The sequence below is a fragment of the Flavobacterium sp. NRK F7 genome (assembly GCF_024054195.1).
Classification (GTDB): domain Bacteria; phylum Bacteroidota; class Bacteroidia; order Flavobacteriales; family Flavobacteriaceae; genus Flavobacterium.
This window is the reverse complement of record NZ_JAMXLB010000001.1, coordinates 1,000,397-1,018,061: the sequence shown is the minus strand read 5'-3', so window position 1 is coordinate 1,018,061 and position 17,665 is coordinate 1,000,397. Positions and strand designations below refer to the sequence as shown.

Genomic DNA, 17,665 nt, shown 5'->3' with positions numbered 1-17,665 from the left:
CGTAGTCGTAAAGGTAAAGATAATATAAAAAGATTCAAGCTCTTAACAATAATTTAATGACTTTACATTTCCTTAACCTTGTAGAAACATTTTTATAATTACCCAGTAACAGTCTAGTAACTTACTTGGAGTTCCTTTGCACCAAAATTCAACAACACGATGAAACTAAAATTTTTACTAGGCTTTTTGCTATTAACTACGTTAACATTTTCACAGAATGGAACCGTAAGCGGAGTAATCACTGACAAAGAATACAACAACGAACCTCTTCCTTTTGCCAATGTGCTTATCAAAGGCACAACCATTGGAACATCAACAGATGATAATGGAAAATATAGCTTATCTGTAAAACCAGGAAGTTATACTTTAGAAATTGGTTATTTAGGTTATGAAACTAAAGAAATTCCTTTCACTATAAAAGCAGGTGAAAAAAAAGTAATCAACTATACCTTAGCTGCAAGTGGCGTACAGTTAGCAGATGTTGTAATTACACATACTGTTACTAAAGAAAGTGAAACTGCTTTATTACAAGAACAACAAAAAGCTGTAGAAATCAAACAAGCTATTGGTGCTGAAGAAATTTCTAAAAAAGGAATTAGCGATGTAGCCGCAGCTGTTGCAAAAACAACAGGTATTTCAAAATCAGAAAGTTCAAGTGGTATTTATGTAAGAGGCTTAGGTGACCGATATAACATGACTACTTTAAACGGACTTCCTTTACCATCTAACAATCCTTCTACAAAAAACATTTCACTTGATTTATTTTCAACTGACATTGTAGAGTATATTGGTATTGACAAAACCTATAATTACAAAAATTATGGAGACTTTGCGGGTGCAAATGTGGATATCGTTTCTAAAAACTATACTGGTTCAGGAATGCTAGAAGTTGGTTCAGGATTTAGTGTTAACTCAAACGCAATCAGTCAAGATAAATTTTATTTACAAGATGGACCAAACTTTACTGGTTTTAGTAAGGTTAATGAACCTGCGAATGGTTTAGCCAATTATAATTTTTCAACAAGTTGGGATAAACAAGCTGCAACTCCAATTAATTCTTCATACTATGTTAGAGGTGGAGATTCTTATGCAATTGGAGAAAACAGTAAATTCAGTTTCTTTGTAAATGGATCTTTTGACAATGCTTATTCGTATAAAGAAGGTGTTAGAAGAGGTTCAATTACTCAAGATGGAACTAAAGTAGTTGATTTATTTCAAAATTCTTACAGCTATTCTACCAATACTAATGGCTTATTAAACTTAGTATATAAAGTAAATAATAAAAACTTATTTAAAGCGAATTCAATGTATATTAACTCTTCAAGCCAAGATCATAGTGAATATACTGGAACTTTGAATGTTTTTGACAGAGCTCCAAATGGTGGAGGGTTTTTAAGAAGATCAACATTTGACAGAACTAGTCTTTGGGTAAACCAATTATTAGGAGAACATAAATTATTGAATGAAAGAATAGATGTAAACTGGGGATTATCATATAATATGATGACAAATGTAATTCCTGACAGAATGCAAAATACATTTATACCAAGAAATGATGACGATTTATCACAAGGTTTAGTTCCATCTAACTATAACAAAGCTGACAACAATAGATATTATCAAGAAATGACAGATGATGAAGTAGCAGGAAACTTTAGTGCTACTTATAAATTCAAAAAAGATTCAGAAGACAATTATAAAGGTAAGCTTATTGCAGGTTATAGCGGTAGATACAAAACAATCGACTTTAATGCTATTCAGTACAACATGAAACCTGTAAACGAAGTAACGCAACCAAACATTGATGTAAATAACATTGATGCGTATTTCAATCAAAATAATTACAATGCTGGTTTATTTACATTGAGTACTTTATTTGGAGATGTTAATTCTCCAAATGGATACAAACCTCAAAACTATAATGGTCAACAGATTATCTCTGCTGGTTATGGTGCTTTAGAATATCAGTTTACACAAAAGTTATTTGTGAATGTAGCTTTTAGAGCAGAATATATCATTCAAGATATCGAATATTTTACGACTCTTATACCAACTAAGACTAAAAAATTATTCGATACCATGGAGTATTTACCATCGTTAGCAGCGAAATATGAGTTAACTGAAAAACAAAACATCAAGTTAGCAGCTAGTAAAACATATACTTTACCTCAGTTTAAAGAAAGAGCTCCTTTCTTATATGAAGAAGTTGGTCAAGCTTATTTTGGTAACCCATATTTATACAACTCAACCGATTATAATTTTGATATAAAATGGGAATATTTTCCAAAAAATGGAGAAGTTTTCTCTCTAACAGGATTTGGTAAATACATACAAAACCCAATTAACGAAACAACAGTTGCTTCCGCTTCAAATGATATTTCATGGATTAACTCAGGTGATAAAGCGATAGGTCTTGGAGCAGAAATAGAAATAAGAAAATTCTTTTATCAAATAGAAAACAACACGGAGAACACAAGTGAAAGTTTCAGTGGAGGATTAAACATCTCTTATTTATATACAAACCAAGATTTAAACAAAGACAAAGTTTTCAAAGAGACAAAAGGATTTATCAATGCATTCTTTACGTATGATGAAAGTGCTTTAACTGGGGCATCAGATTTATTAGTTAATGGTGATGTAAGTTTCAACAAAAACATGTCTAATGACAGAGCATTTACCGCAACATTTACCGCAGGTTATTTCTCAGATCGTATTTATGCTTTAGGAACTAACTACAAAGGAAACATTGTAGACAAAGCGGTAATCACTTCTGATTTAATCTTAAAATATAAAGTTAATAAAAATTTAGGATTAGGCTTAAGTTTCAAAAACATAAACAATCCATCTATTAAAAGAGTTCAAGAAACACAAGATGTTACTATTTCAGAATACAAAAAAGGAAGAAATTTTGGTTTTTCATTGAAATATGAATTCTAAACAATAAATTAACAATAAATAAAGATTAGGCTGTTTTTTTACTAAAACAGCCTTTTTTTTATTAATAAACTCATAACCTTTAGGTAAAACTCTCCTAGCATACTATAGTTAAATTTGCCCTATTAAAATAAAATAACACAATCTAAAATGAAAAAATTATTATTATCTGCTTTAACGATTGCAGCTTTAACACTATCATCTTGTTCAAGAGATAATGAAGATGATAACACAAATGTTGTAACAATTGATCCTACAAATTTCCAAGGAACTTTAAAATCAGGACAAACGTTAACATTAGATCCTTCAATAACTTATAAATTAACAGGACCATTCGTAGTAGAAAATGGAGCTTCTGTAACTTTCCCTGCAGGAACAAGAGTTGAGGCATCAGGAGGTACTTCTGCATACATTGCTATTTCACAAGGTGCTTATATTTATGTAAATGGTACTGCAAGTAACCCAGTAATCATGACTAGTGCTAATAGTTCTCCAAATCAAAGTGACTGGGGTGGATTAGTAATTTGTGGTAAAGCCTACACTAACAAAGGTGGTTCTACAGGTCAGTCTGCTTTAGCAGAAGTTTCTAACTTAACGTATGGTGGTTCAGACAACAACGATAGTTCAGGTGTAATTCGTTATTTAAGAGTAGAGTATACAGGTGCTGCTTTCTCTAGTGATAAAGAATTTAATGGAGTTTCTTTATTTGCAGTAGGTTCAGGAACTGTATTTGAAAACGTTGAAGCTTATATGAGTGGAGACGATGGAATTGAATTTTTTGGAGGTGCAGTTAATGCTAAAAACTTAGTTATTGTTAACGCACAAGACGATGGATTAGATTTTGCTGACGGTTTTACAGGATCTTTCGAAAATGTTTTCATTAAAGATATCGAAAAAGCAGGTGTAGAAGGTTCAAACAATGGAGATAATTTTGATGCAACACCAAGAACAAATGCAACATTAAAAAACTTTACTATTTTAAAAGGTTCTTTAGCTGGTTCTGAGCATGGTATGTATTTAAAAGAAGGTACAGGATACTGGAATTGTCAAAACATCTATATTGATGGTTTCACTAAAGGTTTTAAAATTAAAGATGCAACAACAGATGCAGTTTCTAATGCAAATGTAGATAACAACCACGTTATTTTCAACCCTGTTTATTTTGGAGCTACAGTTACTACTCAATCAGAATATGCAGGTACGAATACGACTTACATAACTGTAGGGGCTAACACAGGTGCAGGTAATAGCGCAACTGCTCCAGCTTGGACAACTGGATGGACAATCGGTCTATAATTTTTCTATAATAAAAGTTAAAAATCCCTCAATTGAGGGATTTTTTGCTTTATAATCTAATCTTATTCAAAAGAATAACTATAGAAATTTAATCATAATTTGATAACGGTAACTATACTTTAAAACTAGTAATATATTATAATTTCACTGAAACAATTAAAATTAAAATTCATGAAAAAAACAATCCTATTTTTGCTGTTCTTTTTTATAGTCGCTTTTTCTGCAAATGCTCAATCAATAATTACAACTTATACTACTCGCAACTTTGGAAGCAACTATTCACAAGCTTCTAATCAATTTTGTTTACCAAATGCATCATCAAATGGTTTTAGTTTCAGAGTTAATGTCGTATCAACAACCTCAAATCCTTTACAAACCAATAAGCTTTATAAATACACAAATGAAAATATTACCTATTACTTGTATGTTGTAAGTAAAAATACAAATATTGATAATGATAGAGATTCTAGTGACCTAAGTAACTTTGAATTACAAAATATTACTTGTACCTATGAAACAGGCTATAATGTGAGAGACCTAGGAAATAATTATTCTACTGCAACAAATCTAGTATGCTCATCAATGGCGTCTACAAGCGGTAATAATTATAGAATTAATGTTCTTTCACAAACTTCTACAGATCCATTACAAATAAATAAACTATATAAGTTTACAGATGAAAGTATTGTGAAATATTTATATATAGTTAGTAAATTATCTGGCCCTGCATCTGATACAGATTCAAATTTTGAGAACAATTATATTTTACAGACACCTTTCTGTGATGCCGATAACGACGGTATCGAAGATAGTATTGACAATTGCAAAACTACCTATAATCCAAACCAGTTGGATACAGATGGAGATGGTAAAGGAGATGTTTGTGACAATTGTCCTTCCAACTCAAATGCAAATCAATCAGATATTGATGGTGATGGAATTGGCGACGTTTGTGATAATGATAAAGATGACGATGGCGTTCCAAATAGTTCAGATAATTGCCCAACTCAACCCGGTCCTGCTTCAAATAACGGTTGTCCAAGTACAACTCCTGCAAATATTATAATTACAAAAGTAAAAATAAAAAAAAATGGAGCAACTGTTGTTTATGACTCTTCTGTAAGTAACAGTATAGCGAATCTAAATAATGGTAATTCTTATGATTTAGAAATCGAAATAAAAAACATAGGTGGACAAACACAAAGTCAGATTCAATGGCTTATAGCTGAATCTATAGATAATATTATGAATTCTTCAGGAAATAATTCAGACTGTTTTAATACAGGAGGCGGTAGTGCTAATTTAACAGTAAATTTGGCAGCAAATCAAACATTAAATTCTGTTAGGAACGTACAGATTTACGATGGCAAAATGGGACAATGTAATGTTTATACTCAAGGAGGATTCTTAATGATTACTGCAACAACATTTGGAAATGCATTTGCTGTTCCTTACAGTTATTCTTCATCATCGAATAAAGGACTTATTTTAGAAAAAAATAGTTTATATAGTGTTGATAAACCATATTCCTTAGAAATTTATGATTTTAGTGGTCAAAAAGTTTTAATGAAAAGTATTATTACTAATGAACAAGAAAACGAAATTATTAAAATGCTTCCAACAGGATTATATATTATAAAGACTCCAACAGAAACTAGAAAAATATCAAGATAGTTTATACAGATTAGAATTTTTCTATAATAAAAGTTAAAAATCCCTCAATTGAGGGATTTTTTATTTGGCATTGTTATTGCAATAAAAAAATTGTTTATATTTACTTTTTAAAATAATGCGAGTGATAAAAAAATACTTTTATATAATTCTTATTAGTACCCTTTTATTTTCTGTAGATAGTATCTCTCAGAACAATAAACCTACTGCCTCAAGTACTACTTCAACTCAAGACCCAAACATTGAGGGGCTTACTATTTATCCTAATCCAGTGAATAGTGGAAAAATTTACATCACTTCTAAATTGGGCTTAGAAAAGAAAGTCGAAATTTTTGATGTATTAGGTAAAAAAGTGTTTGAAGCCGTTGTAACTACAAAAGAAGTAAACATTAGTGCCCTAAATACAGGTGTGTATATTGTAAAAGTCAAAGAAGGCGAAGCTTCAGCCACACGAAAGTTAATTATCAACTAGTTAACGAAAACTCTTTAATTTTATTTAACTGTAATTTTACATTGGCTATTTTTATAAAACAGAAAATACTTGCTATATTTGTAGACATTTAAAAACATAAAAAAATGAAAAAACTTTACTTTTTATCTTTATTATTAGGAACTTCCTTAACATTTGGGCAATCCCCAATAATAACTGCAATGATTGATGGACCATGTACTGGAGGATATCCAAAAGTTTGTGAAATATACGCTAACGGAACTGTTGATTTCTCACTTTATTCAGCACAAAATCAAACAAATGCTAATACAACTTGGGGAGCTACTTTAGACTTAACTCCACTAGGTACTAGAACAGATGAGTATGTATATATTATCCAAACTGGTGGTAATACAGCTATTGCTACAACTGAGTTCCCAAGCATTACAGCTTCAAATTCAATTGAAAATGCCGTAATGAACCTTAACGGTGATGACAGAATCAGAATTATTAACACGGCTACAACTGCTGTTATTGACCAATTTGGAGTAACTGATGTTGACGGAACAGGAACTTCTTGGGAATGGTTAGACACTTATGCAATTAGAAATAATGGAACTGGACCTGATGCTGGTTTTACAGAAGCTAACTGGACTTTTGGGGCTATTAATTTATTTGATACGGGTTCAGGAACTTGTACTGGAGGTACTCAATTGCAGTCTATAGTAGCACTTGGAACTTTTACTCTTTCAACTAAGTCTTTTAATGCTATTGATGGTTTAAAAATGTATCCAAACCCGTTAACAGGTAACACCTTAAACTTCTCATCAAATGCGAATGCTGCAATGACTGTTCAAGTATATGATGTATTAGGTAAAGAAGTGGTAAAAGGAAACGTAACAAACAACACTTTTAATACAGGTAACCTAAAAGCTGGTATTTACATTGTAAAAATCACAGAAGAAGGAAAAACAGCTACTAGAAAGTTAGTAGTAAAATAATAATTAATGTCATTCTGAAATAAATTCAGAATTTCAAAAAATCAAAAACACCAACATAATGTTGGTGTTTTTTTTTATGATTTTGTAAGTAGTAACGTTCCTCTTTGGTATTTTGTTAAATCAGTAAGATTAACTTTACAAGCGTATTTTGCAACAACATCAGCATGTATAAATCTCTCATCTAACAAAACTCTTTCTCTATAATTTTCACCCCTAAAATCAACTAAAAAACCATATTTCTTAGCCAATTCTAAATAATAGATATAAGAAAGCCTATTTACATATGCAATGGAATTTCCTGCCCAGAATTGCCAGTATGCATTCGAATACTTTAAAAAGTTAAACTCGGAAATTGTTTTATCTTGAAAAAAGCCAGGATTAGCAAAATGATCAATAAAATTAATTGTGTGAATCGAAAATCCATCTGGAACCAGCCAATTTTTCATTTTTTTAAAAAGAGAATCTAAAATTTCGGGAGATATATGTTCAAAAACTACCTGAGAAGTAATATAATCAAATGATTGTTGGTACTTTTCAATATCTTCAAACTGATAGGGCGCCAGATAAATTATGTTTAATTTTTCAAAAAGACTTTTTAAATCTTTTACATTAGATATTGTTTCCATTTTTTGCAAAAGTGTTTCCTTATTATAAATACTTCTCGTTAAAATTGCATTTATAAACGCTTCATCATTTAAGTATTGGGATTGTTTTTTAAAATTTGAAAAAACTACGTCGGGTGAAATATCTACAGTTATAATCTTTTTAAAACCTAATAAATAAAGTGTTATTGCTGATATAAGTGAATATCCTGTACCTATTTCTAAAGCAACCCTCTCTTTTTTTAAAAATTCAGCGCCACAATAATCAAATCTTCTAACTGCCTCCCAACTTTGGTATTTAAAAACATTTTTATGATACTCTTTACTTAAAGTTACTGGTATGTGATTTAGTTTATCCCCTAAACGAGTAAAAGATAAAAATTTTTGAAGACTAGCCTTGATTTTCCAATTCATAACTCAAATATAAGCATCAATCTTAAATAATTTATTACAACCTTATCATTTATATGTTTATTAAAATCATACTTATTTAAAATCTTTAAGTTATTATTATACTTTTTTTATTTTATATTTTTGCATCTATTGGAAATCGAAATAGTTTCCGCAATTCATTATGATTCACACAGAGGATATATTTACAATTTCAAGCAAAAGAGAATTTGAAAAACTTACCTTAAAAGTTTTTCGTTACCAATATGACAACAACAAAGTATATCAAGAATTTTGTAATTATCTCAATAAAGACAAGTCTAATGTAAAAACAATTCTAGACATTCCCTTTTTACCGATTCAGTTTTTCAAAAGTCATGAAATTATCAGCACCACCAACCCTGTTCAGGAAATTTTTACTAGTAGCGGAACAACAGGCATGCAAACTAGCAAACATTTCGTAACTGACGTTGCGTTATACGAACAAAGTTACCGTAACGGTTTTTCAGAATTTTATGGCAATATTGAAGATTACTGTGTTTTAGCTTTACTTCCTTCTTATTTAGAACGCGAAGGGTCTTCCTTAATTTATATGGTTCAAGATTTAATCCAAAGTAGCAACCACCCTGATTCAGGCTTTTACTTGAATAATTATGAAGAATTGATTGCCAAATTGATTGCCTTAGATCAATCGGGACAAAATGTAATTTTAATTGGTGTAACGTACGCTTTATTAGATTTAATAGAAAAACATACTTTTCAATTGAAAAACACCATCATTATGGAAACGGGTGGTATGAAAGGAAAACGAAAAGAAATGATTCGAGAAGAATTACACGCTATTTTAAGCCACGGTTTTGGTGTACCTGTTATACATTCTGAATACGGTATGACCGAGCTTCTATCGCAAGCGTATTCACTTGGAAATGGCATTTTCGAATGTCCACCTTGGATGCAAATCCTAACCAGAGACACAGAGGATGCTTTATCCTATGTTTCAAATGGAAAAACAGGAGGAATTAACGTTATTGATTTAGCCAATGTGAATTCGTGTTCGTTTATTGCTACTCAAGATTTGGGAAAAAAATATCCCAACCATTCTTTCGAAGTGCTGGGACGTTTTGATCATTCTGATATTAGAGGTTGTAATCTAATGGTTTTATAATTACACCACTCTTATTACATAGTAGTTTTTCTTCCCTTTTTGCAATAACAAGAATTGATTATTAATTAAATCTGCTGCCGTAATAATCTTATCTTCTTTTACTTTTACTTTATTTAAAGAAACTGAATTTTGCTTTAATTCTCTTCTAGCATCACTATTTGAATCTAAAAAATTAGTTTTAGTTGCTAAAGCCGAAACCATATCCAAACCTGCATCAAAATCAGCTTTAGAAATAGTAGCCATTTTTATACCTTTAAAAATATTCAACAAATCATCCTCAGACATATTGTTTAGTTCTATCATATCTTTACTAAAGAAAGCATTTGATGCAACAATAGCTCTTTCAAGTTCTTCTTTTGAGTGTACCAATATCATTAATTCATCAGCCAAACGTTTTTGCAATACTCTTAAATGTGGTGCTTCGTTATGCTCAGCAATTAATTTTTCTACTGTATCTTGGTCTAGAAACGTAAAAATTTTAATATATTTTTCTGCATCAACATCGGTAGTATTTAACCAAAATTGGTAAAAAGTATATGGCGTGGTTTTATCGGCATCTAACCATACATTACCTCCTTCAGATTTTCCAAATTTAGAACCATCTGCTTTAGTAATTAAGGGACAAGTCATGGCATAGGCTTTGGAACGCTCCTCATTGTCCACGTTCATTCTACGAACCAATTCGGTACCTGTTGTAATATTTCCCCATTGGTCACTTCCTCCCATTTGCAACAAACAATTGTATTCTTTATTTAAATGGTAGAAATCGTAACCTTGAATTAATTGGTACGTAAACTCTGTAAAACTCATTCCTTCACTGCCATCATCACCACTTAAACGCTTCTTTACAGAATCTTTTGCCATCATGTAGTTAACCGTAATACGTTTCCCCACATCTCTTGCAAAATTAATGAATGAAAAATCTTTCATCCAGTCATAATTATTTACTAATATAGGAGCAGCAGCATCTGTAGCATTGAAATCTAAAAAGCGAGACAAAACGCGCTTAATACCTTCTACATTATGATTTAGTGTAGCTTCATCTAACAAATTGCGCTCATTTGATTTCCCAGAAGGATCGCCAATCATCCCTGTTGCACCACCTACTAAAGCAATAGGCTTATGACCAAACTTTCTCAAATGCATTAGTAAAATGATAGGCACTAAACTCCCTATATGCAAAGAATCTGAGGTAGGATCAAAGCCAATATAAACAGTGGTAGACTCTTTAACCAGTTGTTCTTCAGTTCCAGGCATCATATCATGAATAAGGCCTCTCCATCTTAATTCTTCTACTAAATTCTTCATTTTTGTAATTAATTTTCGCAAATATATCAATTTTAGAAACCAAACTTCCTATTCCAAATTCCAAATTTTGGTAAATTTTAAAAAAATATTCTGAAAGTCATCCTATCAAAAGTCAAACAATCTCTTTATATTTACCCTATGATTCTAGTTACTGGTGCAACGGGCTTAGTAGGCTCTCATTTATTACTTCAACTGCTTTCAAAAAATGAAACAGTAAAAGCATTATACCGAGACAAAAGTAAAATTGAAACGGTAAAACAACTCTTTTTATCCAAAAACAAAATAGTACTATTTGAACAAATTATTTGGGTTAAAGGGGATCTAACCGATATTCCATCTCTAGAAATAGTCTTTGAAAATGTTACTTCTGTATATCATTGTGCAGCTTTAATATCGTTTGACCCAAAAGACGAAGAAAATCTTCGCAAAATTAACATAGAAGGGACTGCCAATGTAATCAATTGTTGTATCGACAAAAAAGTAAACCAACTTTGTTATGTAAGTTCGATAGCCGCGTTAGGAGATGCAAAAGAAAATGAATTTCTCATTACTGAAGAAACAGAATGGAATCCAGAAAAACTGCATAGTGATTATGCTATCTCGAAATATGGTGCTGAAATGGAAGTTTGGAGAGGACAACAAGAAGGCTTAAATTGTATTGTGGTAAACCCTGGAATTATTTTTGGGAGTGGATTTGCAGAACATGAAAGCAATCGTTTTTTTGCTGCAATAAAAAGAGGTATTTCTTTTTATACAAAAGGAAAAATCGGAATAATTGCTGTTGAAGATGTGGTTTCAATTATGTATTCGTTAATGATGCAAAAACAATTTAATCAACGTTTTATTCTTGTAGCAGAAAATACAACCTTTGAACAACTTTTGTTTTGGATTGCAGATGCGATGCAAGTAAAAAAACCATTTATTCACGCTAATAAAACCCTTACAAACCTGGCATGGAAAATGGATTGGTTGATTTCAAAACTTACTGGAAGAAAAAGAAAATTTACAAAACTAACTGCTATTGCTTCTCATAATAAAAAAGAATACAGTAATGAAAAAATTAATTCGGTGTTAAACTATTCTTTTATTGAGATGAAAGACTATCTAATTCCTTTAGCGAAGGCTTATTAAACTCTCTTTTTTTATTGATTGGTTTTTCAGGCCTGTTTCTTAATTCTTGAGCCATCAAAGTATCCAATTCTGTCTTTCTTTGCTGCAAACGGTCGGAAACCTTTTTATACATCCTTTTATATTTTTTAAAATCAGCAGCATAATACCTTTGATTTTGATAATACGTTGTACTATCTAAGTCATACTTGGTATAAATATAATTTTTAATTCGTATTTGGTTTTCTGTTAGTTTATTTGGCAAATAAGCTTCAGAAGCCTGTAATAACGCTGTATCATATAAAATATCAACCATCGTATCTTCCGACAACAAACGTTCTGGCTTAGGCACTGGGTTTTCGGCACATGAAAACAAAACTAAAACAACTAATACTACTATTTTTTTCATTTTACATCTCTTTCAAATAACAACCTTTTACCCACTTTTATTTCCTTACTGCGCCCATTTGCATAAACCAATCGACCATTTACAAAGGTATGCGTAACTCTAGATTTAAAAGTTGCACCTTCAAAAGGAGACCAACCACAATGGTATAAAATATTTTCTTTTTTTACATTCCAAGGCAAGTGCGGATTAACAATTGCTAAATCTGCATAATACCCTTCTTTAATAAAACCTCTTTTTTCAATCTTGAAAATTTTAGCAGGATTATGACACATTTTCTCTACAATTTTTTCTACTGAAATTTTACCTTTATGAAAAGCTTCAAACATAGCCACAACTGCATGTTGTACCAAAGGCCCTCCAGAAGGACAACTCGTGTAAGGATTAATCTTTTCTTCTAATGTATGCGGTGCATGATCCGTAGCTATTACGTCTATTTTATCATCTAATAAAGCTTGCCATAATACTTCTCTATCCTCTTTGGTTTTTACAGCTGGATTCCATTTTATTAAGGAACCCTTGGTATCATAATCTTCATCACTAAACCATAGGTGGTGCACACAAACTTCAGCAGTAATTTGTTTTTGTTCTAATGGAATTTTGTTGGTAAATAATTCCATTTCTTTAGCCGTTGACAAATGAAAAACATGTAATCTTGCACCTGTTTTTTTTGCCAACTCAATAGCTTTAGAAGAAGAAATATAACAAGCTTCTGCGCTTCTTATTAACGGATGATATTTCATTGGAATATCGTCTCCAAATTCTTCTTTATATTTTTCTAAATTTGCTTTAATTGTTCCTTCATCTTCGCAATGAACTGCAATTAACATTTTTGTAGAAGAAAAAATCTTTTCAAGCACATCTTGATTATCTACTAACATATTTCCAGTAGACGAACCTAAAAACAATTTTATTCCAGCTACATTTCTAGGATTGGTTTTTAATACTTCTTCCAAATTATCATTGGTACCACCCATCATAAAAGAATAGTTCGCATAAGAAGTAGTAGCAGCAATTTCATATTTTTGTTCTAAAAGTTCCTGAGTAACTGCATTTGGAACTGTATTAGGTTGTTCGATAAAAGACGTTATTCCGCCTGCGACAGCAGCTCTACTCTCCGATTCTATATTTCCTTTGTGTGTTAATCCTGGCTCTCTAAAATGAACTTGATCATCTATAGCTCCTGGAATTAAATAACTTCCTTCAGCATCAATAATAATACAATCTGAGGATTTTAAACTGATTTGTTCCGCAATTTCTTTGATGAATTCATTTTCAATTAATACATCTCCTTCAAAGACCACGCCTTCATTTACAATTTTAGCATTTTTAATTAAAAAGGTACTCATTATAGTTGGTTAAAAATTTTTCTTATTCGTAATAAAACAACTCCAAACACAGCTTCTCTTATGATAGACCCGCTCATTTTTGATTGTCCTTTAGTTCTATCAGTAAAAATAATTGGCACTTCTACTATTTTAAATTTTTGGACATAAGCCCTGTATTTCATTTCTATTTGAAACGCATAACCTATGAATTTTATTCTATCTAAATTAATTTTTTCCAAAACATTTCTTCTGTAACAGATAAAGCCTGCAGTTGCATCATGAATTTTCATTCCTGTAATCAATTTTACATACACAGAAGCAAAATAAGACATTAGCACTCGATTCAAAGGCCAATTTACTACATTTACACCTGTTGAATAGCGAGAACCAATGGCAACATCAGCCTGTTCCATCTCACAAGCAAACAACAATCGTTCTAAATCTTGAGGGTTATGAGAAAAATCGGCATCCATTTCAAAAATATATTGATACCCTTTAGATAAAGCCCATTTAAAACCATGAACATAAGCCGTTCCTAAACCAGATTTCTTAGTTCTTACAGATAGAAAAAGTTTTTCTTTATATTGCTGTTGTAAATCTTCTACTTTTTTTGATGTTCCATCAGGTGAATTATCATCTACAATTAAAATATGAAATTCTGTTTGCAAAGAAAATACTGCATGTATAATCTGATCTATGTTTTCTATTTCATTGTATGTTGGTATTACTACTATTGCCTTCAACATCCCTTAAATTAATTTTCGACTACAAAAATAAACTATTTATTAAGTTTATCTCTTAATAAATTTATAATAATTATTTGAAGTTAATTTTTGTAAATTTGCCACAAATGACAGCAATTCAATTTCACGAAAGAGTTATTCACTTTAAAGACTGGGCAACAATTTTATTTGTCCTAAGCTTTCTTGTCATTGGTATTAACAAGAATGTTTTTCAAGCTCGTTTTGCCGAGTTTATTAAATTAGCAGTTTCCGACAAGTACACAAAAATTTATAAAGACACTAGTAATTTAAGAAGTGGCTTTACGATTTCTATGTTTTTTATACAGTTGGTTTCTTTAACTTTTTTTATTCTTTTGTTTTTGAAACAATTTCAGTATTCCAAAATTCAAGAAGGCATCCTTTTTGTACAAATTTTCACTTTTCTAGCGGTTTTTATTTTATCGAAATATTTAGTTGAAAAAATTATTGCAACTACATTTAAAATTGAAGAATTTAACGAACAATTCAACTTATTAAAAGTGAGTTATCGAACTTATTTTGGCTTTTTACTTTTACCTATAAACATTATCCTTTTTTACAATCCTGTATGGAATAAAAACTGGATTTATTATATGATTATTGTTATTCTCTTTTTAGCCAATTTAACCACCTATATTGTTGCTCTAAAAATCTATCAAAATTTAGTATTACGTAAAATATTTTATTTTATTTTATATCTTTGCACCCTTGAAATAGCACCTTACTATTTTATCTATTATTTTATTACAAAAAATTAGAACAAAGCGTATGTCAAATTTAAAAGTGAAAACAATTTTGGTTTCACAACCAGAGCCTAAAGTAGAGAATTCTCCCTATTTTGAGTTACAAAACAAACTTAAAGTTAAAGTTGACTTCAGACCTTTTATCCACGTAGAAGGAGTTCCTGCCAAAGAAATAAGAGCACAAAAAATAGATTTAAACAATTTTACTGCGATTATTTTAACAAGCAGAAATTCTGTTGATCATTTTTTTAGAGTTGCTGAAGAAATGCGCTTTAAAGTTCCTGAAGATATGAGGTACTTTTGTCAATCAGAAGCAGTCGCTTTTTACTTACAACGTTATGTAGTGTATCGAAAAAGGAAAATTTATGTGGGACAAAAAGATTTTGTCGATTTAGCTCCACTGATTAAAAAATACAAAGACGAAAAGTTTTTATTACCTGCATCTGATCAATTAAATTATGACATTCCTCAAACTTTAGATAGTTTGAAAATAGCATGGACTCCAGCTATTTTTTATAGAACAGTTATGAGTGATTTATCTGATTTAAAAGATGTATATTATGATGTTCTGGCTTTTTTCAGTCCAACAGGAATTAAATCTCTTTTTAAAAACTTCCCTGATTTTAAACAAAACAATACAAGAATTGCAGTATTTGGAACTACTACTCAAAAAGAAGCTATTGACAGTGGCCTTAGAGTAGACATCATGGCTCCTTCTCCTGGAACACCTTCTATGACTGGAGCACTTGAAAAATATATTTCAGAAGTTAACAAAGGAAAATAATACTAATAAATATTTGTTATTATAAAATATAAAAAAGGGTTCTAAAATTTTAGAACCCTTTTTTATATTTATTATTTGATATTTTTATAAAGTAGGACCTGCTTTTACCAATAGTTTTCCTTCTTCATTATCTGTATACTGTTCAAAGTTTTTAACAAATTTAGAAGCCAAATCTTTAGCCTTCACTTCCCATTTTGAAACTTCATCATACGTTTCTCTAGGATCTAGAATAGAAGAGTCAACATCATGCAAAGCCACCGGTACAGTAAAATTAAATACTGGAATAACTTTAGTTTCCGCTTTTTCAATAGAACCATCTAATATAGCATCTATAATTGCGCGAGTATCTTTTATAGAAATTCTTTTCCCAGTTCCATTCCATCCTGTGTTAACCATGTAAGCAGTAGCATTGTGCTCCTCCATTTTCTTCACCAATTCTTCACCATATTTAGTAGGATGCAAAGATAAAAATGCTTTCCCAAAACAAGCTGAAAAAGTAGGCTGTGGTTCTGTAACGCCTCTCTCAGTTCCTGCCAATTTTGCAGTAAATCCAGACAAGAAATAATATTTAGTTTGTTCAGGAGTTAATTTAGATACTGGAGGCATTACTCCAAAAGCATCGGCTGTAAGAAAAATTACTTTGGTAGCATGACCTGCTTTAGATACTGGTTTAACAATATTCTCAATGTGTTCAATTGGATACGATACACGCGTATTTTGAGTTACTGATCCATCAGCAAAATCAATTTTACCATTTGCATCTAAGGTTACATTTTCTAGTAAAGCATTTTTCTTAATCGCTTTAAAGATATCAGGCTCGTTTGCAGCACTTAAATCAATAGTTTTTGCATAACAACCTCCTTCAAAATTAAAGACACCATCATTATCCCAGCCATGCTCATCATCACCAATTAATTCTCTCTTAGGATCAGTTGAAAGAGTTGTTTTACCCGTTCCAGACAAACCAAAGAAAACAGCCACATCTCCCTCTTTTCCTTTATTTGCAGAACAGTGCATAGATGCAATTCCTTGTAAAGGCAAGTAGTAATTCATCATGGAAAACATTCCTTTTTTCATTTCTCCACCATACCATGTTCCTCCAATTAACTGAATTTTTTCAGTTAAATTAAAAGCTACATATACTTCAGAATTTAAATTATGTTTTTCAAAATCTTTAAAAGAAGCTTTTGACGCATTCATTACAATAAAATCGGGTTCACCAAAATTTTCTAATTCAGCATCTGTAGGTCGAATAAACATATTTTTAACAAAATGTGCTTGCCAAGCTACTTCCATTATAAAGCGTACTTTTAAACGCGTGTCTTCATTGGCTCCACAAAAAGCATCAACTACATATAATTTTTTTTCTGATAACTGATTTACAGTTGTCTCTTTAAGCGCATTCCAAGTTTCAGTAGAAATAGGCTTATTATCATTTACCGCTTTATCAGAAGTCCACCAAATAGAATCTTTGGTTACCTCATCTTTTACAATATACTTGTCTTTTGGAGATCGACCTGTAAATTCTCCTGTCATAACATTCACTGCTCCAAGCTCTGACAATTGACCTCTTTCAAATCCTTTTAAATCTTCACTTAATTCTTCTTGGTATAAAAACTCATACGAAGGGTTGTAAATAATTTGTGAAGCGTTTCTAATTCCATATTTTTCCAACGAAATCGTTTTCGTAATTTGGGCGTAGCTATTCATAAAAAATGAGTTATGTTGTATGTTTTAAA

Annotated in this window: 15 protein-coding genes; 9 read left to right on the top strand and 6 right to left on the bottom strand. The window is 31.0% G+C overall.

Annotation, left to right across the window (positions count from 1 at the left end; translation table 11 throughout):
• Positions 1 to 159 precede the first annotated feature (159 nt).
• The 5 genes from NHF47_RS04310 (at position 160) to NHF47_RS04285 (ending at position 7,332) form a co-directional block, all read left to right on the top strand.
• Positions 160 to 2,937 carry a TonB-dependent receptor gene (locus NHF47_RS04310; RefSeq protein ID WP_252763782.1) on the top strand — a complete coding sequence of 926 codons (2,778 nt, stop codon included), beginning with the start codon at positions 160 to 162 and terminating at the stop codon, positions 2,935 to 2,937.
• Positions 2,938 to 3,084: 147 nt separating this feature from the next.
• Positions 3,085 to 4,230, top strand: a complete 1,146-nt coding sequence (locus NHF47_RS04305; protein ID WP_252763781.1) for a hypothetical protein — start codon at positions 3,085 to 3,087, stop codon at positions 4,228 to 4,230.
• A gap of 171 nt (positions 4,231 to 4,401) precedes the next feature.
• Positions 4,402 to 5,904, top strand: coding sequence for a thrombospondin type 3 repeat-containing protein (locus NHF47_RS17265; RefSeq protein WP_308219255.1), 1,503 nt, complete (start codon positions 4,402 to 4,404; stop codon positions 5,902 to 5,904).
• 121 nt (positions 5,905 to 6,025) lie between these two features.
• Positions 6,026 to 6,373, top strand: coding sequence for a T9SS type A sorting domain-containing protein (locus NHF47_RS04290; protein ID WP_252763780.1), 348 nt, complete (start codon positions 6,026 to 6,028; stop codon positions 6,371 to 6,373).
• A 104-nt stretch (positions 6,374 to 6,477) separates the two neighbouring features.
• Positions 6,478 to 7,332 (top strand): T9SS type A sorting domain-containing protein, encoded by an 855-nt coding sequence (locus NHF47_RS04285; protein ID WP_252763779.1) that lies wholly within the window; start codon positions 6,478 to 6,480, stop codon positions 7,330 to 7,332.
• 74 nt (positions 7,333 to 7,406) lie between these two features.
• On the opposite strand, the gene NHF47_RS04280 is transcribed toward NHF47_RS04285, so the two are convergent.
• On the bottom strand, positions 7,407 to 8,348 hold the full coding sequence (locus tag NHF47_RS04280) for a methyltransferase domain-containing protein (RefSeq protein WP_252763778.1): 942 nt from the start codon (positions 8,346 to 8,348) through the stop codon (positions 7,407 to 7,409).
• Between the two features lie 160 nt (positions 8,349 to 8,508).
• On the opposite strand from NHF47_RS04280, the gene NHF47_RS04275 reads away from it, so the two are divergent.
• The gene (locus tag NHF47_RS04275; protein WP_252763777.1) at positions 8,509 to 9,489 is read left to right on the top strand and encodes an acyl transferase; all 981 of its coding nucleotides are present in this window, start codon (positions 8,509 to 8,511) and stop codon (positions 9,487 to 9,489) included.
• Here NHF47_RS04275 and tyrS read toward each other — a convergent pair whose 3' ends face one another.
• Positions 9,490 to 10,797 carry a tyrosine--tRNA ligase gene (gene tyrS / locus NHF47_RS04270; RefSeq protein WP_252763776.1) on the bottom strand — a complete coding sequence of 436 codons (1,308 nt, stop codon included), beginning with the start codon at positions 10,795 to 10,797 and terminating at the stop codon, positions 9,490 to 9,492.
• Between the two features lie 138 nt (positions 10,798 to 10,935).
• Here tyrS and NHF47_RS04265 point away from each other — a divergent pair, with 138 nt between their 5' ends.
• Positions 10,936 to 11,928 (top strand): NAD-dependent epimerase/dehydratase family protein, encoded by a 993-nt coding sequence (locus tag NHF47_RS04265; protein ID WP_252763775.1) that lies wholly within the window; start codon positions 10,936 to 10,938, stop codon positions 11,926 to 11,928.
• Here NHF47_RS04265 and NHF47_RS04260 read toward each other — a convergent pair.
• The 3 genes from NHF47_RS04260 to NHF47_RS04250 are packed head-to-tail and all read right to left on the bottom strand — an operon-like array spanning position 11,882 to position 14,384.
• On the bottom strand, positions 11,882 to 12,313 hold the full coding sequence (locus NHF47_RS04260) for a DUF4296 domain-containing protein (RefSeq protein WP_252763774.1): 432 nt from the start codon (positions 12,311 to 12,313) through the stop codon (positions 11,882 to 11,884). The two genes, NHF47_RS04265 and NHF47_RS04260, sit on opposite strands and share 47 nt — an antisense overlap.
• Positions 12,310 to 13,659 carry a dihydroorotase gene (locus tag NHF47_RS04255; RefSeq protein ID WP_252763773.1) on the bottom strand — a complete coding sequence of 450 codons (1,350 nt, stop codon included), beginning with the start codon at positions 13,657 to 13,659 and terminating at the stop codon, positions 12,310 to 12,312. Before NHF47_RS04255 ends, NHF47_RS04260 begins: the two co-directional genes overlap by 4 nt.
• Positions 13,659 to 14,384 carry a polyprenol monophosphomannose synthase gene (locus tag NHF47_RS04250; protein WP_252763772.1) on the bottom strand — a complete coding sequence of 242 codons (726 nt, stop codon included), beginning with the start codon at positions 14,382 to 14,384 and terminating at the stop codon, positions 13,659 to 13,661. The genes NHF47_RS04255 and NHF47_RS04250 overlap by 1 nt, the downstream gene beginning before the upstream one ends.
• A gap of 104 nt (positions 14,385 to 14,488) precedes the next feature.
• Here NHF47_RS04250 and NHF47_RS04245 point away from each other — a divergent pair, with 104 nt between their 5' ends.
• Positions 14,489 to 15,157 (top strand): DUF4271 domain-containing protein, encoded by a 669-nt coding sequence (locus tag NHF47_RS04245; protein WP_252763771.1) that lies wholly within the window; start codon positions 14,489 to 14,491, stop codon positions 15,155 to 15,157.
• A gap of 10 nt (positions 15,158 to 15,167) precedes the next feature.
• On the top strand, positions 15,168 to 15,926 hold the full coding sequence (locus NHF47_RS04240; RefSeq protein WP_252763770.1) for a uroporphyrinogen-III synthase: 759 nt from the start codon (positions 15,168 to 15,170) through the stop codon (positions 15,924 to 15,926).
• Positions 15,927 to 16,010: 84 nt separating this feature from the next.
• Here NHF47_RS04240 and pckA read toward each other — a convergent pair whose 3' ends face one another.
• On the bottom strand, positions 16,011 to 17,636 hold the full coding sequence (gene pckA, locus NHF47_RS04235) for a phosphoenolpyruvate carboxykinase (ATP) (RefSeq protein ID WP_252763769.1): 1,626 nt from the start codon (positions 17,634 to 17,636) through the stop codon (positions 16,011 to 16,013).
• Between the last annotated feature and the right edge of the window lie 29 nt (positions 17,637 to 17,665).